General features: G+C 40.6%; 27 protein-coding genes, 1 pseudogene and 1 riboswitch. Of the genes and pseudogenes, 23 read left to right on the plus strand and 5 right to left on the minus strand.

Annotation, left to right across the window (positions count from 1 at the left end):
* Positions 1-321: 321 nt before the first annotated feature.
* From AC2YHV_RS02575 to AC2YHV_RS02620, 10 genes are all read left to right on the plus strand, one after another.
* Positions 322-528, plus strand: coding sequence for a hypothetical protein (locus AC2YHV_RS02575; protein WP_487372514.1), 207 nt, complete (start codon positions 322-324; stop codon positions 526-528).
* 111 nt (positions 529-639) lie between these two features.
* Positions 640-771, plus strand: a riboswitch (TPP riboswitch).
* Positions 772-904: 133 nt separating this feature from the next.
* Entirely contained in the window at positions 905-1588 is a 684-nt protein-coding gene (gene tenA / locus AC2YHV_RS02580; protein WP_487372515.1) for a thiaminase II, read from the plus strand.
* Positions 1589-1602: 14 nt separating this feature from the next.
* Positions 1603-2187 (plus strand): ECF transporter S component, encoded by a 585-nt coding sequence (locus AC2YHV_RS02585; protein WP_230176404.1) that lies wholly within the window; start codon positions 1603-1605, stop codon positions 2185-2187.
* A gap of 12 nt (positions 2188-2199) precedes the next feature.
* Positions 2200-3657, plus strand: coding sequence for an ABC transporter ATP-binding protein (locus tag AC2YHV_RS02590; protein WP_487372516.1), 1458 nt, complete (start codon positions 2200-2202; stop codon positions 3655-3657).
* Positions 3658-3673: 16 nt separating this feature from the next.
* Positions 3674-4450 (plus strand): energy-coupling factor transporter transmembrane component T family protein, encoded by a 777-nt coding sequence (locus AC2YHV_RS02595; protein ID WP_230302644.1) that lies wholly within the window; start codon positions 3674-3676, stop codon positions 4448-4450.
* Positions 4451-4490: 40 nt separating this feature from the next.
* Positions 4491-5102, plus strand: a complete 612-nt coding sequence (locus tag AC2YHV_RS02600; protein ID WP_487372517.1) for a thiamine phosphate synthase — start codon at positions 4491-4493, stop codon at positions 5100-5102.
* Between the two features lies 1 nt (position 5103).
* The gene (gene thiO, locus AC2YHV_RS02605; protein ID WP_487372518.1) at positions 5104-6228 is read left to right on the plus strand and encodes a glycine oxidase ThiO; all 1125 of its coding nucleotides are present in this window, start codon (positions 5104-5106) and stop codon (positions 6226-6228) included.
* Between the two features lie 14 nt (positions 6229-6242).
* Positions 6243-6446, plus strand: a complete 204-nt coding sequence (thiS, locus tag AC2YHV_RS02610; RefSeq protein ID WP_487372519.1) for a sulfur carrier protein ThiS — start codon at positions 6243-6245, stop codon at positions 6444-6446.
* Between the two features lies 1 nt (position 6447).
* Complete coding sequence (locus AC2YHV_RS02615) at positions 6448-7215, plus strand: thiazole synthase (RefSeq protein WP_230302648.1); 768 nt, start codon at positions 6448-6450, stop codon at positions 7213-7215.
* On the plus strand, positions 7212-8231 hold the full coding sequence (locus AC2YHV_RS02620; RefSeq protein WP_487372520.1) for a thiazole biosynthesis adenylyltransferase ThiF: 1020 nt from the start codon (positions 7212-7214) through the stop codon (positions 8229-8231). The genes AC2YHV_RS02615 and AC2YHV_RS02620 overlap by 4 nt, the downstream gene beginning before the upstream one ends.
* Positions 8232-8407: 176 nt before the next feature.
* Here AC2YHV_RS02620 and AC2YHV_RS02625 read toward each other — a convergent pair whose 3' ends face one another.
* Entirely contained in the window at positions 8408-8551 is a 144-nt protein-coding gene (locus AC2YHV_RS02625; protein ID WP_063576391.1) for a small acid-soluble spore protein P, read from the minus strand.
* 116 nt (positions 8552-8667) lie between these two features.
* Between AC2YHV_RS02625 and AC2YHV_RS02630 the strand changes: the two genes are divergently transcribed.
* Entirely contained in the window at positions 8668-8931 is a 264-nt protein-coding gene (locus tag AC2YHV_RS02630; protein WP_034312430.1) for a hypothetical protein, read from the plus strand.
* Between the two features lie 162 nt (positions 8932-9093).
* On the opposite strand, the gene sspO is transcribed toward AC2YHV_RS02630, so the two are convergent.
* Positions 9094-9246, minus strand: a complete 153-nt coding sequence (gene sspO, locus AC2YHV_RS02635; RefSeq protein ID WP_034312428.1) for a small acid-soluble spore protein SspO — start codon at positions 9244-9246, stop codon at positions 9094-9096.
* A gap of 385 nt (positions 9247-9631) precedes the next feature.
* Here sspO and acnA point away from each other — a divergent pair, with 385 nt between their 5' ends.
* The 7 genes from acnA to AC2YHV_RS02670 all read left to right on the plus strand — a co-directional run bounded on the left by acnA (position 9632) and on the right by AC2YHV_RS02670 (position 15513).
* Positions 9632-12343, plus strand: coding sequence for an aconitate hydratase AcnA (acnA, locus tag AC2YHV_RS02640; protein ID WP_048678624.1), 2712 nt, complete (start codon positions 9632-9634; stop codon positions 12341-12343).
* A 204-nt stretch (positions 12344-12547) separates the two neighbouring features.
* The gene (locus tag AC2YHV_RS02645) at positions 12548-13081 is read left to right on the plus strand and encodes a redoxin domain-containing protein (RefSeq protein ID WP_053534825.1); all 534 of its coding nucleotides are present in this window, start codon (positions 12548-12550) and stop codon (positions 13079-13081) included.
* Between the two features lie 811 nt (positions 13082-13892).
* On the plus strand, positions 13893-14021 hold the full coding sequence (locus AC2YHV_RS02650) for an FbpB family small basic protein (RefSeq protein ID WP_072272906.1): 129 nt from the start codon (positions 13893-13895) through the stop codon (positions 14019-14021).
* Positions 14022-14150: 129 nt separating this feature from the next.
* On the plus strand, positions 14151-14294 hold the full coding sequence (locus AC2YHV_RS02655; protein WP_048678620.1) for an acid-soluble spore protein N: 144 nt from the start codon (positions 14151-14153) through the stop codon (positions 14292-14294).
* Between the two features lie 66 nt (positions 14295-14360).
* Entirely contained in the window at positions 14361-14606 is a 246-nt protein-coding gene (tlp, locus tag AC2YHV_RS02660) for a small acid-soluble spore protein Tlp (RefSeq protein ID WP_098865528.1), read from the plus strand.
* 157 nt (positions 14607-14763) lie between these two features.
* The gene (locus tag AC2YHV_RS02665) at positions 14764-15195 is read left to right on the plus strand and encodes an acyl-CoA thioesterase (protein WP_034312417.1); all 432 of its coding nucleotides are present in this window, start codon (positions 14764-14766) and stop codon (positions 15193-15195) included.
* Positions 15196-15219: 24 nt separating this feature from the next.
* Entirely contained in the window at positions 15220-15513 is a 294-nt protein-coding gene (locus AC2YHV_RS02670; RefSeq protein ID WP_034312413.1) for a hypothetical protein, read from the plus strand.
* A 37-nt stretch (positions 15514-15550) separates the two neighbouring features.
* Here the strand turns inward: AC2YHV_RS02670 and AC2YHV_RS02675 are convergent, their stop codons facing one another.
* Positions 15551-15847, minus strand: a complete 297-nt coding sequence (locus AC2YHV_RS02675; RefSeq protein ID WP_034312410.1) for a HesB/YadR/YfhF family protein — start codon at positions 15845-15847, stop codon at positions 15551-15553.
* Positions 15848-15937: 90 nt separating this feature from the next.
* Between AC2YHV_RS02675 and AC2YHV_RS02680 the strand changes: the two genes are divergently transcribed.
* Positions 15938-16423 carry an NUDIX hydrolase gene (locus AC2YHV_RS02680; protein WP_145505818.1) on the plus strand — a complete coding sequence of 162 codons (486 nt, stop codon included), beginning with the start codon at positions 15938-15940 and terminating at the stop codon, positions 16421-16423.
* A 253-nt stretch (positions 16424-16676) separates the two neighbouring features.
* Here AC2YHV_RS02680 and AC2YHV_RS02685 read toward each other — a convergent pair whose 3' ends face one another.
* Positions 16677-16826 (minus strand): YycC family protein, encoded by a 150-nt coding sequence (locus AC2YHV_RS02685; protein ID WP_082609358.1) that lies wholly within the window; start codon positions 16824-16826, stop codon positions 16677-16679.
* A gap of 324 nt (positions 16827-17150) precedes the next feature.
* Here AC2YHV_RS02685 and AC2YHV_RS02690 point away from each other — a divergent pair.
* Positions 17151-17629: pseudogene (locus AC2YHV_RS02690) on the plus strand (protoglobin domain-containing protein).
* A 120-nt stretch (positions 17630-17749) separates the two neighbouring features.
* On the opposite strand, the gene plsY reads toward AC2YHV_RS02690, so the two are convergent.
* Entirely contained in the window at positions 17750-18337 is a 588-nt protein-coding gene (gene plsY, locus AC2YHV_RS02695) for a glycerol-3-phosphate 1-O-acyltransferase PlsY (RefSeq protein ID WP_034312400.1), read from the minus strand.
* Positions 18338-18828: 491 nt separating this feature from the next.
* Between plsY and AC2YHV_RS02700 the strand changes: the two genes are divergently transcribed.
* The 3 genes from AC2YHV_RS02700 (at position 18829) to parC (ending at position 24041) form a co-directional block, all read left to right on the plus strand.
* On the plus strand, positions 18829-19239 hold the full coding sequence (locus AC2YHV_RS02700; RefSeq protein ID WP_063576383.1) for a CoA-binding protein: 411 nt from the start codon (positions 18829-18831) through the stop codon (positions 19237-19239).
* A 382-nt stretch (positions 19240-19621) separates the two neighbouring features.
* Complete coding sequence (gene parE, locus AC2YHV_RS02705) at positions 19622-21607, plus strand: DNA topoisomerase IV subunit B (RefSeq protein ID WP_063576382.1); 1986 nt, start codon at positions 19622-19624, stop codon at positions 21605-21607.
* Positions 21597-24041, plus strand: coding sequence for a DNA topoisomerase IV subunit A (gene parC / locus AC2YHV_RS02710; RefSeq protein WP_106026501.1), 2445 nt, complete (start codon positions 21597-21599; stop codon positions 24039-24041). Before parE ends, parC begins: the two co-directional genes overlap by 11 nt.
* Positions 24042-24104 lie beyond the last annotated feature (63 nt).

A 24104-nucleotide genomic window follows, 5' to 3' on the forward strand; every position in this document is an offset into this window, starting at 1 on the left:
ACTTTCATCTATTCAAGTCAAGAACAAAAAAAGGCCGTTATTAATTAAGCTGGAAATATGAATGAACATGGATAGTTTAACACTGATTTTTGATAATGCGGTAATGAAAGTCATTTCTTCGGGGCGATCTTTTGATAGTTCACAATTAAAAATAAATTTTTCCTATAATTTCACATTATGAAATTATATGGTTTTTAAAAATATTAAGTTTACTAAAATGAATTCATAATAAATGAGTAGGAGGTGATGAGGTGGATGGGCGCGAGTTGAGAAGTTGCTTTGGGAAATCCCTAACCGGCGTCACAATAGTGAGCTGGTTTGATGGAAAGTTCAAAAGGGGATTACTGTGAATTCATTAAATTCACGAGTAAAATTGCAAAACTCACGAGTAAAGCAGCTGAATTCACGAGTAAACCGGCAAAACTCACGAGTAAAACAGTAGAATTCACGAGTAAACCGGTAAAACTCACGAGTAAACTACTAACTGAGCTCCCTTTGATCAAATTCTTTGAAGGCTACGGGAAATGAGGGGATGGAGGATTGAAAGTTTAGTAACCCTAAATCAAGAAAACTTTTCTAATACGTTTGACAATTGGATTTATCGTGTTAATATAAAGGCAAATGAATTTAATATACAATTTGTACCACTAGGGGTGCTTTATAGGTAAAAGTTGATTTTTTACCCACAAAAGCTGAGATTAAAGTATGACTTTAAGACCCTTAGAACCTGATCTGGTTTATTCCAGCGTAGGGAAGTGGGGTCTGGAACAATACGTTTCTGTATTTTTCAAGTACAACCACTTTCTTTACGTTTAAGAAAGTGGTTTTTTGTTTGCAAAAAAAGGGGGATAAAAGGTTTTTTTTCGTAACATTTCTTGAAAAATATTATTTGGAGGTAATGGACATGAAGTTTTCAGAGGAAATTCGTCAGGAAGCTGATCATATTTGGGAAGCTAGTTTTAATCACCCGTTTGTTGCAGGAATAGGAGATGGCACATTGCCATTGGAGTGTTTCCGCTATTATGTCATGCAAGATGCCTATTATTTATCCCATTTTGCCAGGGTTCAAGCTTTAGGGGCAGTCAAAGCTACAGATTTACATACAACAAGCAGGCTTGCCGGCCATGCACAAGGAACATATGAAGCGGAGTTGAAGCTTCATGAGAATTTTTCTGAGAGATTAGGCATCACAAAAGAAGAACGGGATAATTTCAAACCTGCCCCGACTGCTTATGCTTATACTTCCCACATGTATCGTGCGGCTTATTCGGGACATTTAGGGGATGTTATTGCAGCTATCTTGCCGTGTTACTGGCTGTATTATGAAATAGGTGAAAGACTGCAAGGGTGCATTCCGGAAGAGCCGATTTATCAAGAATGGATAGCGGCTTACGGAGGGGAGTGGTTCCGTACTTTGGTGGAAGAACAAATTGCCAGGCTTGATGAAATTGCTGAAAAAGTGACAGACGAAGATAAGGAAAGAATGAAAGAGCATTTTATCCTCAGCAGCCAATATGAATACTCATTTTGGGAAATGGCTTATCGTTTAGAGACATGGCCTGTGCATAAGGAAACACTAGAAGTATAAAGGGGAATGAAACAATGAAAAAAGGATTGAAATTAACGGACATATTGGTCACGATCGTAATTGCGGTAGCATTTGGAATCGTTTATATCCTTTGGGGTTCGATTTATTATTCAGTTAAACCATTAGGGTTACATCTGGATCAACTTATTTATGGAATGTGGTTTATAGCTGGCCCCGTCGCCTTTTTAATTTTACGGAAACCGGGTGTGGCACTTTTGGCGGAGATAGCTGCAGCTTCCGGGGAGTTCTTTCTTGGTTCACCATGGGGGCTGACCGTACTGTTATATGGGGTGGTACAAGGTTTGTTCGCGGAACTGGTGTTCATGGCGTTCAAATATAAAAAATTCAATATGCCGGTGGCCGTTTTAGCTGCGATAGCTTCCTGCCTGGCATCAGTTATCATGGATTTTGCATACGGGGAAATAGGTGCGCTTTCAACTTGGAATCTATCGTTATTCATGATAGCGAGGTTTGTGGGTTCCATATTCTTTGCAGGAGTGACTGCCTATTATCTAGTTAAAGTCCTGGAAGCAACAGGAGTAACTAATCTTGTGCGTCCGGTTTCAAATAAAGATTATGCAGAACTGGATCAAAAGTAGAGGTTGAGGGCCATGGAACCAATCGTTTCTGTTGAAAAGTTAAGAATGAAATTTCCCGGTGATGAATCTTTGATATTCAAGGACCTATCATTATCGTTCGATCAAGGAGAAAAAGTGCTATTGTTGGGACCATCAGGATGTGGTAAGTCGACTCTTTTACAAGTGTTAAGCGGATTGATTCCGAATTCCATCGAAGTACCGATGAAAACGGAGAAATTGAAATGCCCTTCTTCGTGGGGGTATGTTTTTCAAGACCCTGATAGTCAGTTTTGCATGCCATTTGCCGATGAGGAAATTGCCTTCGTCCTTGAGAATCTTTCCGTCCCTAAAGAAGAAATGAAAGAGAAGATTCAAAATCATTTCCGTAAAGTAGGATTGAACCTGGGCCATACAAGTATTGAAACATTATCAGGCGGGATGAAACAACGTCTGGCAATCGCTTCAGTATTGGCCCTTGAACCAGAAGTGATATTTTTAGATGAACCAACCGCCATGCTTGATCCGGAAGGAACGAAAGAAATCTGGGAATTGTTGATGGAAGTCGGACGAGACAAAACGGTTATTATCGTCGAGCATAAAATTGACCATGTTTTAGAATTCATCGAAAGAATCGTGCTTTTTAACGATGATGGTCAAATCATAGCTGATGGTCCAAGAGACACCATTCTTTCACTATATAAAAATGAAATGAAAGAACATGGAATTTGGTTCCCAGGTGTTTGGGATGAATATATACAGCAGTATGCACCGATTCGGGAACACCCATTTACAGATGATTCACCCCTTATGGATGTGCAAGGATTTCGCGGTTTTCGGAATAAAGAGGAGAAAATCATGATTGAAGAGCTGAAGGTCCATTCAGGTGAATGGATTGTAATCAGGGGTGAAAATGGCGCGGGGAAGAGTACTCTTTTGCATGCACTGATGCAGTTCATAAAAACGAATGGTAAGTATGAATTATTGGGAACACCGATTAAAAAGGTGAAAAATCCAACGGATCATATGACGTTTGTCTTTCAAAATCCTGAGTTTCAGTTCGTTGCAAATACTGTATATGAAGAGATTGCTTATTCATTGCGAATTGATAAAAGGCCGCAACAAGAAATAGATGAGAGAGTCCGCTCCTTGCTTAAAGTGTTCCGCCTGGAGGCACATCGGGATAAACATCCGTTTCAATTATCAATGGGTCAAAAGCGTCGCTTAAGCGTAGCCGCCTCAATCGTAATAGACAAAAAAATCATTCTCCTGGATGAGCCAACCTTTGGCCAAGATTCGAAAAATACCTTTGCATTACTGGAAAGGTTTGAGGAATATCGAAGACGCGGAATAACAGTGATCATGGTAACTCATGACGATCATATTTCAAAAAACTTTGCAACCAGGATCTGGACGGTTAAGGACGGAAACGTAATAAGTGATGAAAACATTGCGCAAGCCGGATTTTTGGAGACTAAAGTTTTATCACTATAAAAGGAGTGTCATGTAGATGAATGTTTCAAATGCAGAAACATGGCTCCATAGAATTAATCCAAGCCTTAAACTTGGTGTACTGATTGTGTTATGCATCGTGGCGTTATTCATTCATGACCTGAATTATATGATGAATATCACCATTGGCGTATTACTTTTATTTTTGTTTTTTACCGGGCATTCGATAAAACGAATCTTACTTTTGTCGATTCCCTTTTGTTTCATTTTTATATCCACCTCTTCTGCAATGATATTATTCGGGCAAGGTGAGACGCTTTGGTTTGAGTGGGGCCTAATATCGATTACGGAAGAAAGTTTCATGAGGGGATTACTGGTGGGCTTTCGAGCTTTGTTCTTTGCGGCCCTTGGTTTAACTTTTTCCTTAACGACAAGGCCAGTGAACTTGTTTTATTCGTTAATGCAGCAAGTTAAGCTTAAACCGAAATATGCCTATAGTTTCATGGCGGCATTAAGGCTGATTCCCATCATGATGGAGGAGTTCCAAACGATACGAAACGCGATGAAGGTACGCGGTTTCGAAAGGGGAAAAGGGATAAGATCGGTATATTTTAAAATGAAAGCCTATTCCATCCCGTTGTTATCGGGAAGCATCAGACGTGCTCACCGAATCGCGGTTGCGATGGAGGCAAAGCGATTTACAGACACTCGGGATCGAACATACTATTATGAATTTGGATTTTCAAAAAAGGATCATGGTTTCATTTTGTATTTTATCATCCTGCTGTTGGCCGGCTTTTATCTATCGATTCAATTCCCGTTAGTATCTATTTGATTTTATGAGATTGTAACTTTACTAGTTAGGGGTTCTTAGTATGATTGCACATGAATTGCATATTATTTCTACTGGGAAACAGCCAATTGAAAAGTTTGTGGAAATCGCTTCAAACATTCAGGAACATGTTGATTTCTTTTATCTAAGGGAAAAGCATATGAGTGCATCGGAACTCTATCGAGCAGTGACCCTATTACATGATAATAAGATTCCGCTTTCTAAGATCATCATTAATGACCGGGTGGATGTAGCTTGGGTACACAAAGTATTTGGTGTGCAATTGGCTTTTCATAGTTTAGATGCGGGAGTCGTAAAAGGAGCTTTTCCAGGGATGAATGTCGGCTGTTCGATCCATTCCATGGATGAAGCGAAAGCCGCATTCAGCAAAGGGGCCAATTTCGCGATTTATGGACATGTTTTTGAAACGGATTCAAAAATCGGACTTCCTCCTAAGGGAGTTGAGGAGCTTCATGCAATCACAAGAAGTGTCAATCTTCCGATTATTGCGATAGGCGGAATAACACCTTTCAATTGCCAAGTCGTGCTGGATGCGGGGGCACGCGGAATTGCCGTCATGTCAGGTGTGCTTGAAGCTGAAAATCCGGTTAGAGCCGTTAAAGAATATTCGAAGTCTTTGGGAAAGGAGACATAAGATGAATTCCATATATGATGCAATCATTGTTGGGGGAGGAGTAATAGGTGGATCCATCGCTTTTCAATTAGCCAAGCGAGGTAAAAAGGTCCTTTTATTGGAAAAGGATAGACTTGCCAGTAAAGCATCGAGTGCTGCAGCCGGGATGTTAGGGGCACAAGCCGAGTTGGATGCTCATAACCCGCTTTTTACATTGGCAAGCCGAAGCAGGGGGATGTTTCCTGCACTGGCGGAAGAATTAAAAGACATAAGTGGAATAGACATCGAATTAGTGAACAAAGGCATGTTTAAGGTGGCGCTAACGAAAGATCAGGTAGCCGAGTTGAAGAACATGATCAGAGTCCAGCAAGATGCGGGACTTGAGGCTGAATGGCTATCGACTGCCGAAATAAGGAAAACGGAACCGCTTCTATCGGATGAGATTAAGGGGGCCATGTTCATTCCGAAGGATGGACAAGTTTCGGCCACTAGGCTGTCGCTCGCTTTTACTGAATCTGCAGCTGCCCTTGGTGTAGATATAAAGGAATTTGTTCATGTCTCCGATTTAATTACGGAAAACGGATGTGTGACGGGAGTGGTCACGAACATAGGTGGATTTTCAAGTGAAAATGTCATCGTGGCAGGTGGGGCTTGGAGTGCTTTCCTCCTTGAAAAATCAGGGATGAGACTCGACAGTTATCCAGTAAAGGGTGAGTGCTTTTCCGTCCTGACCGATCGTCCATTGCTTGAAAAGACAATCTTCTCACATGGCTGTTATCTTGTTCCCAAAGTTGGCGGAAGAATCATTGTCGGGGCAACGGTTAAAGCGAACACTTTCGATCAAAAGGTAAGTCTTGACGGTATCTCTACCTTAATAGAAAAGGCAACGCAATTGCTTCCGGCGATTAAAGGAACCGAATTGGAAAAGACATGGGCAGGTATACGCCCCCAAACTGGGGACGGCTTGCCGTACTTTGGTGAACATCCAGCATGCAAAGGACTATTCATTGCAACGGGGCACTACAGGAATGGCATCCTGCTGTCTCCAATTACAGGTTTACTTATAGCTGATCTTTTAGAAAGGAAAACAAATGCCGAATGGTCCGCTTTTCGATTGGATCGTTCGATACAGACCCTTTATTCTTAATGGAGGTGGATGAAGTGGAATTGATTATTAACGGGGAAAAAATACGGATTCCTGCTAATGAAACAACAGTTACAGGGCTTTTGCAACACTTTGATTTACATCAAAAAGTGGTGATTGTTGAATTGAATGATGAAATAATAGCAAAAGAAAGTCTTAGTGAAACACTTTTGTCAAATGGTGACAAGGTAGAGATTGTACATTTTGTAGGAGGCGGATGATATGTTAAAGATAGGTTCTTATGAATTTTCTTCAAGATTATTATTAGGTACTGGGAAATATCCAAATTTCGATGTTCAAAAGCAATCAGTGGAGGTTTCGGAGGCGGAAATATTAACGTTTGCGGTCCGGAGAATGAACATTTTTGAAGCCAGTCAGCCCAATTTTTTAGAAAAACTTGATTTGAAAAAATACACACTCCTTCCCAATACAGCAGGAGCTAAAACAGCCAAGGAAGCAGTGCGCATTGCCCATCTTGCAAAGGCATCTGGCTTATGTGACATGATTAAGGTAGAAGTCATTGGCTGTCAAAAAACACTGCTGCCTGATCCGATTGAAACCTTAAAAGCTGCTGAAGAATTAGTGAAACTGGGATTCACCGTTTTGCCCTATACTTCGGATGACGTGTTGCTCGCTAAGCGCCTGGAAGAAGTGGGGTGCCATGCAATCATGCCTGGCGCTTCACCAATTGGCTCTGGTCAAGGCATTATAAACCCACTGAACTTACGATTCATCATGGAACAATCAGAGGTTCCGGTAATTGTCGATGCAGGGATTGGAACGCCCTCCGATGCGGCAATCGCCATGGAATTAGGGGCGGATGGCGTATTGCTTAACACTGCTGTTTCCGGCGCAAAAGACCCCGTCAAAATGGCGAAAGCAATGAAACTTGCCATTGAGGCAGGTCGATTAGGGTATGAAGCAGGAAGAATCGCAAAAAATGATTACGCGATAGCAAGCAGCCCAGTTGAAGGATTGAGCATTGGATGAATGAACGTTATTCACGTCAAGAACTTTTTGGCCCAATAGGGGAAGAAGGGCAATTGAAAATTCGCAAAAAACACGTTTTGGTTATTGGAGCGGGTGCTCTCGGTACGGGAAGTGCAGAAGGCCTTGTTCGAGCCGGAATTGGGAAACTCACCATTGTTGACAGGGATTATGTAGAGTGGAGCAACCTTCAAAGACAACAGCTTTATTGTGAAGATGATGCACAAAAAAGAATACCGAAAGCAGTGGCAGCGAAGAATCGCCTGAATGCGCTAAATTCGGATGTAATCGTAAAATCACATGTGGCGGATGTTTCGGTTGATGAATTGGCGAAGCTTGTTGAAGGCGTGGATTTGATATTGGATGCCACTGATAATTTCGATACAAGGATGCTTATTAACGATACTGCACAAAAATATAAAATCCCCTGGATTTACGGTGCCTGTGTAGGGAGTTATGGGATAAGTTACACGGTGATCCCAGAGAAGACACCATGTTTGAATTGTTTGCTGGAAACGGTCCCGATTGGAGGACTGACTTGTGATACGGCGGGAATCATCAGTCCTGCCGTTCAAACGGTCGTTGCCCATCAAATGGCGGAAGCTTTAAAAATCCTTGTCGAAGATCACGAATCGCTGAGAAACAAAATCGTTTCATTTGATCTTTGGAAAAATGAACATTCATCGATAAATGTAGCGAAATTAAAAAAGGATACTTGTTTGTCATGTGGGTCAAATCGAACGTATCCCCACCTCTCTTATTCAAATCGAACAAAGACCGCCGTTTTATGCGGTAGGGATTCCGTCCAAATCCGGCCGGCAATGAGGGTTGAAAGAGACTTAGCGGAACTCGAAAATAATCTTATCGCACAAGGTGGTAAGATCGACAGGAATCCTTATTTACTTTCATTTACCATTGGAGCCCATCGGTTGGTCGTTTTTAAAGACGGGCGGGCGTTGATTCATGGAACAAAAGATATTGCAGAAGCAAAAACGTTATATCATCGTTATTTTGGCTGAACGCACCGAATTCACGTTTATACCCGTGAAAGAGTGCCAAAAAAAGATGCCCTTATAATAGGAAGGTATCGAACATTTTCCCAATGTGGCTTATTTGCTTCAGAAATATAAAACGAAAGCGGTGTCTGCCTTTTTGGGGCGGCACCGCTTTGTTATGGAACGATTATTTAAGCAGCTTACATATCATGACTGCTATTATGCTTCTGACGGGAGTGCTGCCTGTTTTTCACCTTATGAGAACCGCTTAACGGTGCTGGTTGACCTGGGTTATTTCCTTTAGGAGCATTTTTTCGCATATCTTTACCATCGTTTTTGTTCATGTTCGATCCCTCCTATCTCTTAAGATAATCAGTCCGTGAAATTTTATTCACATACATATATTTGCAAACCTCGTACATGCTATGGATGGACACCATATTTAAGGAGCTGAATCCAAATGCAGGATAAACAAGATAAGCGAAGGTCTTTTCAGGAAGCCCAGCAAAGTTATCAACAAGTATTTGATGTATACTCATCCATTGAGAAAAACGCACCGAATTACGGAACGGAATTGAAACATGTGAAGCAGGAAGTGAACGAGGCCTATCAACAAATACAATCTGCTTTAGTCACCGCTTCCGAACACCAGAAAGAACAATTGAAAAAATTCGAACAGGATATCCAGGCAATCGTCAATGAGGTCAATTCTGAGGACTATTGAGTGACAGGTTATTTCGTCATGAGACCATGCGCATTAGTCTTGGGTTTTGCGCGTTTTACTTGTGCGTTAATTGATTTTAGAAAGGAATAGGCTTTTTGAAAAATGCAGGACATCTGCCATTTCAAAAAGCCTATCCTATTTAAAGTCTAAAAATGAGGGGAATCATTGGTTTTTCTTTCTTTTTTTATTGTTTTGCCTTTGCATTTCCGATAATGGCGGTTCATTTCCCAGTTCATCATTGTATCCAGCCCCATTACCTTGCGCTTTTGCTGCATTCATACCTGGTATAACATGATTTGCCTTTTGTTTTGTCATTTCGACACCTCCACCCATAGAATGTGATAATGTCGAATGATTATGTATGAAGTGTCAATATGTTTTGATGGAATAATTTATCAGGCCGCAAATAGGGGGATTTTCAAGAAAATGCATATCAGCAAGTCTTCTTAAATGCACTTTAATATGTGGGGGATTTTTTTCTATAAGAGAAACTTATCAAAAACAATAACTTTCTTGTTATTTACTTATACTCATTTCTATATTAGTATTAAGTTGAAGGAAGAGTTAGGGTGGGAGAAGAGAGAGAAAATTCGACAAACTAACTTTTTTACTTATATTTATAGTAAACATGGTTTCAGTGAACCAGGTTTTACTTTCATGTGCAGAATACGTTCTGACAGTTTAATAGGGGGTAATATTCATGACGAAAAATGACGTATACCAAGCGCGTAAGTCCTTTGAAATTGATGGGCAACGCTACAACTACTACAGCCTAGACGCTATTGAAAAAGCAGGGGATGGCCAAGTATCACGCCTCCCATATTCCATTAAAGTATTACTTGAAGCGGTCCTTCGCCAAGTAGACGGAAGAGTAATCACAAAAGAACACGTTGCGAACCTTGCTAAATGGGGAACAAGCGAGCAACAAGATATAGATGTTCCGTTCAAGCCTTCACGTGTAATCCTACAAGATTTCACTGGTGTTCCAGTTGTTGTTGATTTAGCTTCTTTACGTAATGCTTTCGCGGCACTTGGTGGAGATCCTGACAAAATCAACCCGGAAATCCCGGTTGACCTTGTAATTGACCACTCTGTACAAGTTGATAAAGCAGGTACAATGGATTCCCTAGATGCCAATATGGATCTTGAATTCGAACGTAATGCAGAGCGTTACCAGTTCCTAAGCTGGGCTCAAAAATCATTCAACAACTATCGTGCAGTTCCACCGGCAACTGGTATCGTTCACCAAGTTAACCTAGAGTACCTTGCGAACGTGGTTCATGCTGTTGAAACTCCAAACGGAGACTTCGAAGTATTCCCTGATTCTGTTTTCGGTACAGATTCACATACTACAATGATCAACGGTATTGGTGTTCTTGGTTGGGGTGTCGGCGGTATCGAAGCAGAAGCGGGCATGCTTGGACAGCCATCTTACTTCCCAGTTCCAAAAGTCGTTGGTGTTAAACTGACTGGCCAACTTCCTAAAGGTACAACAGCTACTGACCTTGCATTGAAAGTAACACAAGTTCTTCGTGCACACGGCGTAGTTGGTAAATTCGTTGAGTTCTACGGCCCAGGAGTAGGATACCTTCCACTTGCTGACCGTGCAACAATCGCTAACATGGCTCCTGAATACGGTGCTACAGTTGGTTTCTTCCCTGTTGATGCAGAAGCGATCGATTACATGCGCTTAACAGGCCGTGATGAAAAACAAATTAAAGTGGTTGAATCATACTGCAAAGAAAATGGTTTGTTCTACTCTCCTGAAAACGAAGATCCAGCATACAATGATGTTGTGGAAATCGACCTTTCAGCAATTGAACCAAACCTTTCAGGCCCTAAACGCCCGCAAGATTTGATTCCACTTTCTCAAATGAAAAAATCTTTCCATGACGCGATCAATGCACCTATGGGCAACCAAGGTTTTGGCATGGACAATTCTGAATTGGATAAAGAAGTAACTGTTAAATTTGCCGATGGCAAAGAAACGGTAATGAAAACAGGTGCGATTGCAATTGCTGCAATCACGAGCTGTACAAACACTTCTAACCCGTACGTAATGCTTGGAGCGGGTCTTATTGCTAAAAAAGCAGTTGAGAAAGGCTTGACTGTTCCGGATTATGTAAAAACATCATTGGCACCAGGTTCTAAAGTTGTTACTGGTTACCTTCGTGATGCAGGTCTTCAACCATACCTTGATCAATTAGGATTCAACGTAGTTGGTTACGGCTGTACAACATGTATCGGTAACTCAGGTCCATTGGCTGACGAAATCGAAGCAGCTGTTGCTGAAGCTGATCTACTAGTAACTTCAGTGCTTTCTGGTAACCGTAACTTTGAAGGTCGTATTCACCCACTAGTGAAAGCAAACTATCTTGCTTCACCTACTTTGGTTGTAGCTTATGCTCTTGCTGGAACTGTGGACTTCGATCTTAACAATGATTCTCTTGGTAAAGACAAAGATGGTAACGATGTATATCTTGCTGATATCTGGCCATCACAAGAAGAAGTTAACGCTGCTGTTAAAGCGACAGTTACACCGGAATTATTCCGTAAAGAATACGAAACAGTATTCAACGATAACAAACGTTGGAATGAAATCCAAACAAGCAACGAAGCGATTTATGCTTTCGATTCTAAATCGACTTACATTCAAAATCCTCCATTCTTTGAAGGATTATCACCAGAACCGGGTTCAGTTAACCCACTTTCCGGCTTGCGTGTAGTTGGTAAATTCGGCGACTCAGTAACAACTGACCATATTTCCCCTGCAGGTGCAATCGGTAAAGATACACCAGCTGGTATCTATCTTCGCGAAAACGGTGTGAAACCGCGTGACTTTAACTCTTACGGTTCTCGTCGTGGTAACCATGAAGCGATGATGCGCGGAACATTCGCAAACATCCGTATCCGTAACCAAGTTGCTCCAGGTACAGAAGGTGGTTACACTACTTACTGGCCAACAGGCGATGTAATGGCTATCTATGATGCTTGTATGAAATACAAAGCTGATGGAACAGGTCTTGCAGTAATCGCTGGTAAAGACTATGGTATGGGAAGCTCTCGTGACTGGGCTGCGAAAGGTACTAACCTTCTTGGCATCAAAACAGTCATCGCTGAAAGCTTTGAACGTATTCACCGTTCTAACCTTGCATTAATGGGTGTTCTTCCACTTCAATTCAAAGAAGGCGAAAACGCTGAAACGCTTGGATTGACTGGTAAAGAAGCGATCGCAGTTAAAATCGACGAAACGGTTAAACCGCGTGATATCGTAAAAGTTACAGCTACTGATGAAGCTGGAAACGTAAAAGAATTTGATGTACTTGTTCGTTTCGATTCCGAAATCGAAATCGACTACTACCGTCACGGTGGTATCCTTCAAATGGTATTACGTAATAAATTAAAAGGCTAATTTCAGCTTTTAGGAAGCGGTAAACCTATTATAGGTTTACCGCTTTTTTTGTGTCAGGTTTATGAAACAATGAGATATCATGATATGATTTATAGGAATTGCACTTTTCCGCATACCCTTTTATTGTTAAGATGGAATAGGGAAGTTGTTCTAATTCTGGAAATGGACTAATATTTTTATTGTAATGGGACTAGGAGGACGAGTATGCTTAAAAAAATTATTGCTTCGGTGGCCTTACTATCACTTATTACTGTAGCGATCGTGCAGGCGATGGATAATGAATCAAAGGGAAATGACGAAAAAGATGCTTTGGGCGGATTGAAAATTGGAGCTAAAGCACCGAATTTCTCCCTGAAAACTTTGGATGGTAAACAAGTTGAATTATCGGATTATGAGGGAAAAAAGGTAATGCTCAATTTTTGGGCAACGTGGTGCCCGCCTTGCAAGAAGGAAATGCCGGATATGGAGAAATACACACAACAAGCGGGTGATGATGTCGTCGTACTTGCAGTCAATATTGACCCTGAAAATGATGTACAAGCATTTGTGGAGGATAATGGAATTACTTTTACCATACCGCTGGATAGTCAAAGTGCAAAAAATCCAGTGAATGAGCGCTACAAAATCCTTAGCATACCGACAACTTACTTCATCGACAAAAAAGGCATTATCAGGAATAAGGTAATTTCGGCCATGACCTTAAAAGATATGGAACGAAATATAAATAGTATGCAGTAGGGGAACTTTATGAAGTTCCAATAGTATTGAAGGAATTAGCGAAACTCGGTGCCCAAACCCGGCTAGATGCATGGGGCTAGGAGGCTTGGCGGCAGTCGGACGGAAAATTACAAACTGAAACGGAACCTTTATAGGTTCCGTTTCAGTTTGTAGACAAGAGGGGGGCGGAATTAAAAAATTCCGAACCCTTTTGTCAATGGCAGCCTCCATTTTACGTGGCACCAGTTGGTATAAAGTAATCATTTCCAGTTCGATCTCTCTGAATAGAATCATGTTTAGAAAGTATCCTCATCACCTCAAGTTTTATTAATTCTATTTTAAGGCAGTGAAGACTTTAGGCAAAAGGGTTCTATCTAAAAGTTAAAACAAAGTTGATTGGAACGGAAGGTACGAGACTCCTGCGGGAAAAGCGCGTCTAGGGGAGACCCCGCAGGCGAAAGCCGAGGAGGCTCCCCGACCGCCCGCGGAAAGCGAGTGCCTGGAGTGGAAATTAACGTCCAAATTGTACAAGCCATAAAAATAGACAAACTCGATTTTCATCGAGTTTGTCTACAGTCTGGACGGAACCTTATGAGGTTCCGTTTTTATGTATGTTAACAAAGTTGTCAAACTTTTATGGAAAAATCAAAAAAATTAAAAAATTATGGTTAAAGTTTATGAAAAAAGGGTTAAAGTAAGAGTGGAGATATGGAATTTTTATCAGGTTAAAAATCTGATAATTATGACAATTAAAGGGATGGAAACCATATAGTCATAATTTTACGTTAATTTGGCAATGCTGAATTGTATAATAAAAAAGTAGGTGAAAAGCATGAAGAAAAGAAAAAGGACATTTGAAGAATTAATTAAAGAAAATAAAAGGGAATTATTGATGGACGTTAAACAAATGGAAAGACTTGAAGAACGTCTTGAAAAAAAACATATGCAAAAGGCTGAATAGTCTTTGCTTAAAAAGAGTCAGTGCCATGAGGTCCCTTCAAGGTGCTGGCTCTTTTTTCATAACTATTTCAAAAACTGGCATTCATGAATTTCCTCTTTTTTATCCATGATAAGAGAAGGAGGCGATAGAATGGGTAATCCAAAAAAAGATTCCAAACACTTTAGACCGAGCCATCAAGGAACACAGCCAATAGCAGCGGGCGGGAACAACGGTAAGAAAATGCAGGACAAATCAGGCAAACATGCTCAGGTCATTCAAACTAAAGGCGAGTAATCAAGGGACAAGCTTATAAAGTAATCGTAATAATATTATGTAAATAAATAACATGAGGTGAAAATAATGGGCGCAAATAAGCACAATCCGGATAATCGTTTGGATAATGTTGAAAAAATTCAAGATGCAATAGAAAATACGGAAGAAAACATAATCGCTGCAAATGAAACGTTATCATTTTCTTCAGGGGAAGAAAAGCAGGCAATTCAGGATAAAAATGAACGAAGAAGAAAGAGCATTGATGGAATGAAGGAAGAAATGCAAGATGAGCAGGAAGCACGGGAAAACGGTTATAGTAACGATAATATGTAAACAACTAGGTAAAGGGGAGAAAGGGATGAGAAATCTTTCTCCCCTTTCATTTTAGGTTCAATGAAGGGAAACAGTCTATAAAGACAGCTTAAATGAAATTTGCACAATTGTTATGGTAAAATGTTTATTGCAAGAGAAATGAAAGTGGGGAAACAAAATGTTCATAGCTGAAAACGAAATTGAAGTGCGGTATGCAGAGACAGATCAAATGGGTGTTGTTTACCATGCGAATTATTTAATATGGATGGAACTAGGCAGGACAAAATTGATAAATGATTTAGGGTTTTATTATGCTGATATGGAAGCGGATGGCATCCTCTCACCTGTTATGGATATTCAAGCTTCGTATAAAACCCCTGTTAGATATGGTGATAAGGTGAAAATTAAAACCTGGATTGAAAAATATGACGGTTTACGCGTCGTTTATGGGTATGAGATCGTTAATGGGAAAAATGAAGTGGCGGCTACAGGTCATTCTTCCCACGTTTGCGTTAAAAAGGAGAGCTTCCGCCCAATATCCATTAAACGCATGTATCCTGAATGGCATGAGGCCTATGAGAAAAATAAAAAGCAGGATGAATTGGTTTAATTACAATTATTGAGGTGATCAAAAATGGCTTTTGGGATTAAACGGGTAGATATCGTAGCCTGGAAGCAGAAAATCGATCAAGGCCAAATAGCTTTTTTAACTCATTATTGGCTGGATGACCGATTTCCCGGTTGCAAGACGGTAACAAAAGTCGGGTGCAAGGATTTAAGGCGTTTAGCGGAGTGGGGTAAGCAATACGGGCTAAAAAAAGAGTGGATTCATCACAGGAAGGATGGCTATTCTCATTTTGATCTTTTAGGAGATAAACAAGCGGAAATTCTTAGGGCGGAAGATATTGAAGAGCGCCTGCTCGATTGAACAAGAAAAAACAGCAGTTTACACCGCTGCTTTATTGTCAAGCACTCTTTTCATATTGAAATTCTGGTTCAGTCAGTTTTTCATTAAAAGTAATAAGTAAATCGTGGCCATCAAAGTACCATAAATCTTTTTCTTCTACATAAAAATTAATCTCGTTCATAGTCGTTGCGGCCGCTGCATTTTCCGGTTCTTCTTGCATGATACCTAATGAAAAGCCGCTTTGGACGGTACTATGCCCGCCATATCTTACATAAAAGCGCAAATGAGAGCCTTCTTGAAGCCCCAGTTCATCAATATACCACTTAGCTGCTTGATCGGAAATGGTCAGTTTCATACTCATTCTCCTTCCTAGAGGTTCGTTATTTAAGTATAAAGTAATTATGCGGTAGATGCGAATAATGTGCGTTTAAGAAAGGAAATAACAATGGATATTATATACAATATTTGTTTCATAACTCGAAAAAGATCCAACGAAGTCGAAGTGTTGATGCTATTTCGCCAAAAGGATCCCAATCGGCATAAATGGAATGGCATAGGCGGGAAAATAGAAAAAGGTGAAACCATCGATGAATCGATGGAACGCGAAATTCTTGAAGAAACTGGATTGAAAGTAAGGGGGATGAGCTTTCGAGGAATCGTGACATGGAATGAAACAGGTGGAATGTATGTTTACAGAGCTGAAGATGAAGGGGGAGGGCTATCTGCCTGTGATGAAGGGGAACTTGCCTGGAAGCCATTTCAATGGGTTATGGAGGCAAGTGAAGTTGTGTCCAACATAAAGTATTACCTGAAAGATATATTACAGGATGAACCACCACAAGAATTTGCATGTACCTATGAAAATGAACAATTAATATCAGTCAAAAAGAAGCCTCTGCATGATATGGCAAAAGAATTGACTTTCAATTGAAAACCGCCCATTTGCGGTTTTTTTTGCCTTTTTGATTCCTGAGCCAAAGCGGCGGGGGAGTATTCGGAATATTGATATATTTATGAGTTAAGCAAGACTCTGAAATTATATATTGTTAGGATAAAATGAAATCCATCTAATTAATTTCCTCATAAAGTCGGGGCTTTTAAAAGGAAATCCGGAAATGGTATTGCCCGTAAGATCGTTTCGTACCCATATGAGCACACACAAAAATAGCTGCAGATTCCTGCAGCTATTTTGTATTGCCTTTTTCTTTTGCTTCAGCCTCGGCAAGCTTTTTCAGCAAGACTGGTGTAGGCATATGCATGATTTGCTCTAAAGGCAGATTTAGTGACTTGGATAACTTTAATGCAGTTTCCGGTGATATTTGCAATGGTTTCATGGCACTTTCTCCTATCGATATGTAATAACTAGTTCCAGTGTAGCCCCTGTTCAACAATTATTCAATCCTTACTTGAATCTTTCGCCACTAAACGAATTCCAAACGATTTATTCGTTTGGAAGTTAATGTAGAAATGACTCAGGCCCTTTTACCTTGACAAAAGAATCGTGTGGAGTCCAGAATGAAATATAAATAGACTGAAAGAATCACTTTTTTTGAGGGTAACCTAACTTAATTTCAATTAATAGGTATAAAGAATCACATTTTATTGTTAGGTATAATGGATTAGCTTTGTTGTGATTTTCAAAATCCTGGGAGTGTGATATGGAGATTTTCATAAAAGTGAAGCACTGGTTTCAAAAAGCAAATGAAACAGATGGCATATTGGATGTAAGCAGTGAACAGGTAAAACTTCAGGTTAAAATCATCGATTTAACGGAATATGTTTTAAAGGTGATTAATATTTTAGAGAGGCAATCGAACTCCAGGTCGAAGGAGTTGTTGATGCCTTTTATCAAAATTCTGCAGGTTCCTGAATTGAAAGGGATTATAACGGTGCACAGCACAGTGGGAAGATTGAGAAAAACGTTAATTACTCATATGTTATCTTTATTCAATGGTGTGATTGACGATGATTTTGTTAAATTGCGGACAAAGTGGCGAAGACTCATTATTGTATTGGCTTACAGCCCCGGTGGTATTCACCAGGTTTTCAAAATGTAAAGAATCACTTGCAAAGAATCGTCTTTGAACAAACCAAGAATGAAGATGAGCAGCGGGCTTTAATATCAGCGATAGGATAGATACTCAATCTCGAACAGCAATTAGTGAAAAGGTTTCGAGGCATGCCTTACAAATGAATTGTAGAATGGAAAATAGGCCCTTGCATACGGGCCTATCTTCACATGGTAATGCACATGTTCTTATAACCATTTTACTTTAGGTTCAGTTTTATCGATAATCCGCTTGATGTTTGCGCGATGCCGGTAAAAAATGAAGATCGTTATTAAACTGATTACAATAATGAGCGGCAAATCTTTAATATGAAAAACTAAACTGTAGATGAGAGCAAGTAGACAAGCAATCATGGATGAAAGCGAGACATATTTGGATATGTATAAGGATATAAAGAAAATGATGACGGCAAAGACAAAAAACCATGGTTCATAAGCAAGAATGACACCAGCAGAAGTTGCCACGGCTTTTCCGCCCCGAAAGTTTGCAAAAATGGGAAACATATGACCGACTACCGCAATAACTCCGGCTAGCAATAAATGCATTTCCACGCCTAGCATATACGGCAGGTAAGTTGCTAGGGTACCCTTAAGTATATCCATGATAGTAACGGTTAGTCCTGCCTTGACACCAAGTGTCCTGAAGGTATTTGTCCCGCCTAGATTTTTACTGCCATGCTCCCGGATGTCGATTTTGTAAAATGTTTTACCGATTATTAAACCGGACGGAATCGAACCGATCAGGTAGGCAGCCAGTATAGTGATAAATGTAAGCATTCTATTACCCTTTCTTTAAGAAAAATCTTCTTTTTTTATCACGTTTAAGGAAGATTGTTCCCTTTTTCAAAAATAAACGTGTAGAAATAGCTAAAAACAGCCCTGAAATACCTGTTAAGCTTCTCTTATTGTAACATTTTCGTGACAAAATGGTACGGCTGTCCAAAAAAAATCCACTAAAAAAATGAATTTTCCTTGATGGACCTACATCTTTTGATATACGTTAAGTTCATGAACGGTAAAAGGTTTAGACTTCCTTATTTTCGTAAATATATAATGAACGATGCCTCCTTGTATAAATTGTTACAATACGTGGTAGTCTGTATGAACATAAGAAAGTTAAGTGAGTCATGCCTTTTCTAAACTTATTCTTTCTTGTATAATGATTTTTCTTAATAATGGTAATAAACAGCTTTTCTCTGTAAAATACCTTTGTTAGGAATACTCTTTAATCAAATATTACATTTTATTATAAAAGGGGATTGAAAAGAATGATAGAAAATCCAAGCAGGGAAGAAATGGGAAAGATGTTGAAAAAATCGAAGCGCATCGCTGTCGTCGGTTTATCTGATAACCCTGAGCGCACTTCTTATATGGTATCGAAGGCCATGCAGGATAGCGGATACGAAATCATCCCGGTAAACCCTGCTGTAGCTGAAGTGCTGGGTGTAAAGGCAGTAAAAGCCCTGAAAGATATTGAAGGGCACGTCGATATCGTCAATGTTTTCCGCCGTTCAGAGTTCCTTCCGGAGATAGCCAAGGAATTTGCAGAAATCGATGCAGATATCTTTTGGGCGCAGCTAGGAGTGGAAAATGAAGAAGCCTATAATTTCTTGAAAGAAAAAGGACATACTGTCATCATGAATCGATGTATAAAAGTCGAACACGCCCTTACTAAGTAAAATGAAGAGCGGAACTTCCGCTCTTTTTTTAAGGTATAGCTTTATTTCTGAAGAAAAACTGAAAGGCAGCCATAGCGGGCATTGAGCGGTCGGGCAAAATTAAGCCATTAAAGCTTAATTTGATTTAAATATAAAAGTATATTTGCCAAATGAAAATTTACCGCTACAATTAGAAAGGTAGCTATGATACGTTTTGTTCCACACAAATGTGCTAACGCTAATAAAAAGGACAAAAAAATAGAACACTTGTTCTTTGTTCATGAAAGTATTATACTTGTTATAATGATAATAACGTATTAATGGATTTGTTAAGCTAGTGAGTCATTTCATTGCAGTATGATTTGGCCCGGAAATTGTGTTTAGTAAGGAAAGGGGAATTTCTGTGGCAAAGAAAGTAAAAACAATCGAGTACAATGATGATGCAATTCAGGTACTGGAAGGACTCGAAGCGGTCAGAAAACGTCCCGGTATGTATATCGGCAGTACTGATGCACGCGGACTTCATCATTTAGTGTACGAGATTGTAGATAACTCCGTAGATGAGGCTTTAGCTGGATATGGAGACCAAATTAGTGTGAAAATACATAAAGATAACAGTGTAAGTGTATCCGATAAAGGGCGTGGAATGCCTATTGGCATGCATAAATTAGGTAAACCGACGCCTGAAGTCATTTTAACGATTCTTCATGCTGGAGGTAAATTTGGACAAGGCGGATATAAAACGAGTGGAGGCCTTCATGGAGTCGGTGCTTCGGTCGTTAACGCGTTGTCTGAATGGCTTGTCGTGACAATCAAGAGGGACGGGTTCATATACGAACAACGTTTTTTCAATGGCGGAAAGCCAGAAACCACACTGGAGAAAATCGGCAAAACAAATCAAGTCGGGACCAAAATCCACTTCAAGCCTGATCCTAAAATATTTTCGGTGACGACTTTTAATTATGAAATCCTTTGTGAGCGCCTTCGCGAATCAGCTTTTCTTTTAAAAGGCATGAAGATAGAATTGACGGATGAGCGTAATGACCATAATGAAATTTTTCACTATGAAAATGGCATTGAAGCGTTTGTTGATTATTTAAATGAAGAGAAAGAGACACTCCATAGTGTAGTCAGCTTAGAAGGGGAACAAAATGGGATCGAAGTCGAACTTGCCTTTCAATTCAACGATGGTTATTCAGAAAATATTCTAAGCTTCGTGAATAACGTTCGTACAAAAGACGGAGGCACCCATGAGATTGGTGCAAAAACGGCCATGACACGGGCATTCAATGATTATGCCAGAAAAATGGGGCTATTAAAGGAAAAAGATAAAAACCTCGAAGGTACCGATATACGTGAAGGCTTGTCTTCAATCATTTCAGTGCGCATCCCTGAAGAACTTCTTCAATTCGAAGGACAAACCAAAAGCAAACTTGGAACCAGCGAAGCCCGTTCTGCAGTCGATTCCATCGTATCAGAGCACCTAGCCTACTTTTTTGAAGAAGATCCGACCACAAGTACCCTATTGGTTAAAAAAGCGATTAAAGCGTTCCAGGCAAGGGAAGCGGCACGCAAAGCCCGTGAAGACGCAAGAAGCGGGAAGAAACGGAAAAAATCCGATGCCATCCTTTCCGGGAAATTAACACCGGCCCAATCGAAAAATCCCGAACGAAATGAATTGTATCTTGTAGAAGGTGACTCTGCTGGGGGATCCGCTAAACAAGGGCGGGATCGCCGTTTCCAAGCAGTTCTACCTTTGCGGGGTAAAGTTATCAATACGGAAAAGGCAAAACTGGCGGATATTTTTAAAAACGAGGAAATAAATACGATCATCCATGCCATCGGCGGAGGTGTCGGAGCGGAGTTCAATACGCCGGACACTAACTATGATAAAGTGATCATCATGACTGATGCCGATACGGATGGGGCCCATATCCAAGTGCTGCTGCTGACTTTCTTTTACCGATATATGAAGCCGTTAATAGAGTCAGGAAAGGTTTACATTGCCTTACCCCCTTTATATAAAGTGAGCAAAGGGACAGGGAAGAAAGAAGTCATTGAATATGCTTGGAGCGATGAGGAGCTCCAGGGAGCGATAGACAAGGTGGGGAAAGGCTATATGATTCAGCGCTATAAAGGGCTGGGTGAGATGAATGCCGATCAATTATGGGATACCACCATGAACCCGGAAACAAGGACATTGATACGTGTGAAGATCGATGATGGAGCACGTGCAGAAAGACGTGTGACAACTTTGATGGGAGATAAGGTTGAACCGCGTCGTAAGTGGATTGAAGCCAATGTCGCTTTTGGTCTCGAAGAGGAATCGAATATTTTAGATAATGAAAATATGTCGATTGAAGAGGAGGTCATTAACGATGGTATTTGAAGAAACGTTTCGGGATTTGCCGCTTGAAGAGGTAATTGGTGACCGCTTCGGCCGTTATAGTAAATATATTATCCAAGATCGGGCACTTCCTGATGCAAGGGACGGCTTAAAACCGGTGCAGCGCAGGATATTGTATGCGATGCATGTCGAAGGAAACACTCAGGAAAAAGGATTCAGGAAATCCGCAAAAACGGTCGGTAATGTAATCGGTAACTATCACCCTCACGGAGATTCATCCGTTTATGAGGCAATGGTTCGGATGAGCCAAGACTGGAAGCTGCGGAAGGTCATGGTCCAAATGCACGGAAACAATGGTAGCATTGATGGTGATCCGCCTGCTGCGATGCGGTATACGGAAGCGAGGCTTTCATCGATTGCCTCCGAGATGCTGCGGGATATTGAAAAAAGGACGGTCGATTTTGTACCGAACTTTGATGATACTTCTGAAGAGCCCATTGTTTTGCCTGCAATGTTCCCTAACCTGCTTGTAAACGGCTCTACAGGAATTTCAGCCGGCTATGCCACTGAAATCCCGCCACATCAACTAGGTGAAGTCATTGATGCTGCCATTATGCGAATCGATAAGCCGGAAGCGACAGTCGCTGATTTAATGACTGTCATTAAAGGGCCGGATTTTCCTACTGGCGGTATCATTCAAGGAATTGAGGGCATTCGTAAGGCCTATGAAACAGGTAAAGGGAAAATAATCATTCGCGGGTTGGCGGAAGTGGAAACGATTCGGGGTGGCAAACAGCAAATCGTCATCACTGAAATCCCATATGAAGTCAATAAAGCAAACCTTGTTAAGAAAATGGATGAATTCCGTCTAGACCGGAAAGTGGAAGGTATCGCCGAAGTTAGGGATGAGACCGACCGTACAGGACTGCGCATTGTCATCGAACTGAAAAAAGAAGCAGATGCAAATGGAGTCCTGCATTATTTATATAAAAATTCCGATCTCCAAATTGCCTACAATTTCAATATGGTTGCAATTTATAAAAAGCGGCCAACATTGATGAGCCTGCCTAAAATGCTCGATGCTTATATCGAACACCGTAAAGAGGTAATCGTGAACCGTTCACGTTATGAGCTGCAAAAGGCACATGACAGGGCACATATCGTCGATGGATTAGTGAAAGCTTTATCCATATTAGATGAAGTCATCGCTGTCATCCGGGCATCCAAAGACAAACGGAACGCTAAAGATAACCTCATAGCTAAATTTGCTTTTACAGAAGCGCAAGCTGAAGCCATTGTCTCCTTGCAGTTATATAGGCTGACAAATACGGATATTACAGCACTTGAAGCAGAGGCAGCGGAATTGAAGGACAAAATTGAAGAATTGACAAAGATTCTTGGAAGTGAAAAGGTTCTTCTTCAAGTAATTAAAAAAGAACTTCGATTCATTAAAAAGGGCTTTGATGACGGACGGCGTTCCAAAATCGAAAAAGAAATTGAAGAAATCAAAATAAATCTTGAAGTCTTGATTGCGAGTGAAGACGTAATGGTTACCGTGACGAAAGAAGGCTATGTCAAACGGACATCGTTACGATCTTATGCAGCGTCAGGAGGGCTTGATTTTGGCATGAAGGATTCCGATCGCCTGCTCCAGAGGCTGGAGATGAATACAACAGATGTCCTGTTGCTGTTCACGTCCAAAGGGAACTACCTCTATTGTCCAGTTCATCAGCTTCCTGATATTCGCTGGAAGGAAACCGGTCAGCATATCGCTAACATCATTCCAATCGACAGGGAAGAGCAAATCATAAAAGCGATTCCAATCAAAGATTTTACCATGCCGGAATTCTTAGTTTTCATCACGAAAAATGGTATGGTGAAAAAGACAGAATTAGCTTCCTATAAAGCTCAGCGTCATTCAAAACCGCTGGTTGGTGTCAATTTAAAAGGTGACGATGAACTGGTCGATGTCCATCATACGAATGGACAGGCTGACCTTTTCCTAGTCACTCATAATGGCTATGGTTTATGGTTTGATGAAGAAGAAGTAAGTGTTGTCGGTGTCCGGGCAGCAGGAGTCAAAGGGATTAACTTGAAAGAAAATGACTATGTCATTGGCGGAAAGGTTTTGGCCAAGGATAGTAAAGAATCGATCTTTATCGTTACACAGCGCGGGGCCATTAAGAAAATGAAATTAACCGAGTTTGAAAAAACGAGCCGGGCAAAACGCGGAGTCGTGGTCTTGAGGGAATTGAAATCGAATCCTCATAGGGTCATTGGTTTCGATACCATTAACAAAACCGACAGTCTATTCATTCTTTCCGAAAAGGGAACCATTGAAACGATTCATGCCGCTTCATTAAAAAATCATGATCGATATACGAATGGATCATTTGTTTTTGATGAAACGGTTAGTGGAAAAGCGAAAGAATTATGGAAAATATCATTGGAAGATGACACCGCCATAGAGCAGTGAATCATTTTTTGAACGGGATGCTGACCTTGATCAGCATCCCGTTTTATTTTCCTGAAAATGATC

This window comes from Peribacillus sp. SRI_006 (assembly GCF_057586375.1).

Coding starts and splice junctions, on each gene's coding strand:
- AC2YHV_RS02650 (WP_072272906.1), top strand. CDS start 13,893: ATGAAGAAAAGAAAAAGGACATTTGAAGAATTAATTAAAGAAAATAAA.
- AC2YHV_RS02575 (WP_487372514.1), top strand. CDS start 322: ATGGAAAGTTCAAAAGGGGATTACTGTGAATTCATTAAATTCACGAGT.
- AC2YHV_RS02665 (WP_034312417.1), top strand. CDS start 14,764: ATGTTCATAGCTGAAAACGAAATTGAAGTGCGGTATGCAGAGACAGAT.
- parC (WP_106026501.1), top strand. CDS start 21,597: ATGGTATTTGAAGAAACGTTTCGGGATTTGCCGCTTGAAGAGGTAATT.
- sspO (WP_034312428.1), bottom strand. CDS start 9,246: ATGACAAAACAAAAGGCAAATCATGTTATACCAGGTATGAATGCAGCA.
- AC2YHV_RS02615 (WP_230302648.1), top strand. CDS start 6,448: ATGTTAAAGATAGGTTCTTATGAATTTTCTTCAAGATTATTATTAGGT.
- AC2YHV_RS02680 (WP_145505818.1), top strand. CDS start 15,938: ATGGATATTATATACAATATTTGTTTCATAACTCGAAAAAGATCCAAC.
- AC2YHV_RS02630 (WP_034312430.1), top strand. CDS start 8,668: ATGCAGGATAAACAAGATAAGCGAAGGTCTTTTCAGGAAGCCCAGCAA.
- AC2YHV_RS02645 (WP_053534825.1), top strand. CDS start 12,548: ATGCTTAAAAAAATTATTGCTTCGGTGGCCTTACTATCACTTATTACT.
- tlp (WP_098865528.1), top strand. CDS start 14,361: ATGGGCGCAAATAAGCACAATCCGGATAATCGTTTGGATAATGTTGAA.
- tenA (WP_487372515.1), top strand. CDS start 905: ATGAAGTTTTCAGAGGAAATTCGTCAGGAAGCTGATCATATTTGGGAA.
- plsY (WP_034312400.1), bottom strand. CDS start 18,337: ATGCTTACATTTATCACTATACTGGCTGCCTACCTGATCGGTTCGATT.
- AC2YHV_RS02700 (WP_063576383.1), top strand. CDS start 18,829: ATGATAGAAAATCCAAGCAGGGAAGAAATGGGAAAGATGTTGAAAAAA.
- AC2YHV_RS02675 (WP_034312410.1), bottom strand. CDS start 15,847: ATGAAACTGACCATTTCCGATCAAGCAGCTAAGTGGTATATTGATGAA.
- AC2YHV_RS02585 (WP_230176404.1), top strand. CDS start 1,603: ATGAAAAAAGGATTGAAATTAACGGACATATTGGTCACGATCGTAATT.
- AC2YHV_RS02590 (WP_487372516.1), top strand. CDS start 2,200: ATGGAACCAATCGTTTCTGTTGAAAAGTTAAGAATGAAATTTCCCGGT.
- AC2YHV_RS02670 (WP_034312413.1), top strand. CDS start 15,220: ATGGCTTTTGGGATTAAACGGGTAGATATCGTAGCCTGGAAGCAGAAA.
- AC2YHV_RS02620 (WP_487372520.1), top strand. CDS start 7,212: ATGAATGAACGTTATTCACGTCAAGAACTTTTTGGCCCAATAGGGGAA.
- AC2YHV_RS02595 (WP_230302644.1), top strand. CDS start 3,674: ATGAATGTTTCAAATGCAGAAACATGGCTCCATAGAATTAATCCAAGC.
- AC2YHV_RS02625 (WP_063576391.1), bottom strand. CDS start 8,551: ATGAACAAAAACGATGGTAAAGATATGCGAAAAAATGCTCCTAAAGGA.
- AC2YHV_RS02685 (WP_082609358.1), bottom strand. CDS start 16,826: ATGAAACCATTGCAAATATCACCGGAAACTGCATTAAAGTTATCCAAG.
- acnA (WP_048678624.1), top strand. CDS start 9,632: ATGACGAAAAATGACGTATACCAAGCGCGTAAGTCCTTTGAAATTGAT.
- AC2YHV_RS02655 (WP_048678620.1), top strand. CDS start 14,151: ATGGGTAATCCAAAAAAAGATTCCAAACACTTTAGACCGAGCCATCAA.
- thiO (WP_487372518.1), top strand. CDS start 5,104: ATGAATTCCATATATGATGCAATCATTGTTGGGGGAGGAGTAATAGGT.
- AC2YHV_RS02600 (WP_487372517.1), top strand. CDS start 4,491: ATGATTGCACATGAATTGCATATTATTTCTACTGGGAAACAGCCAATT.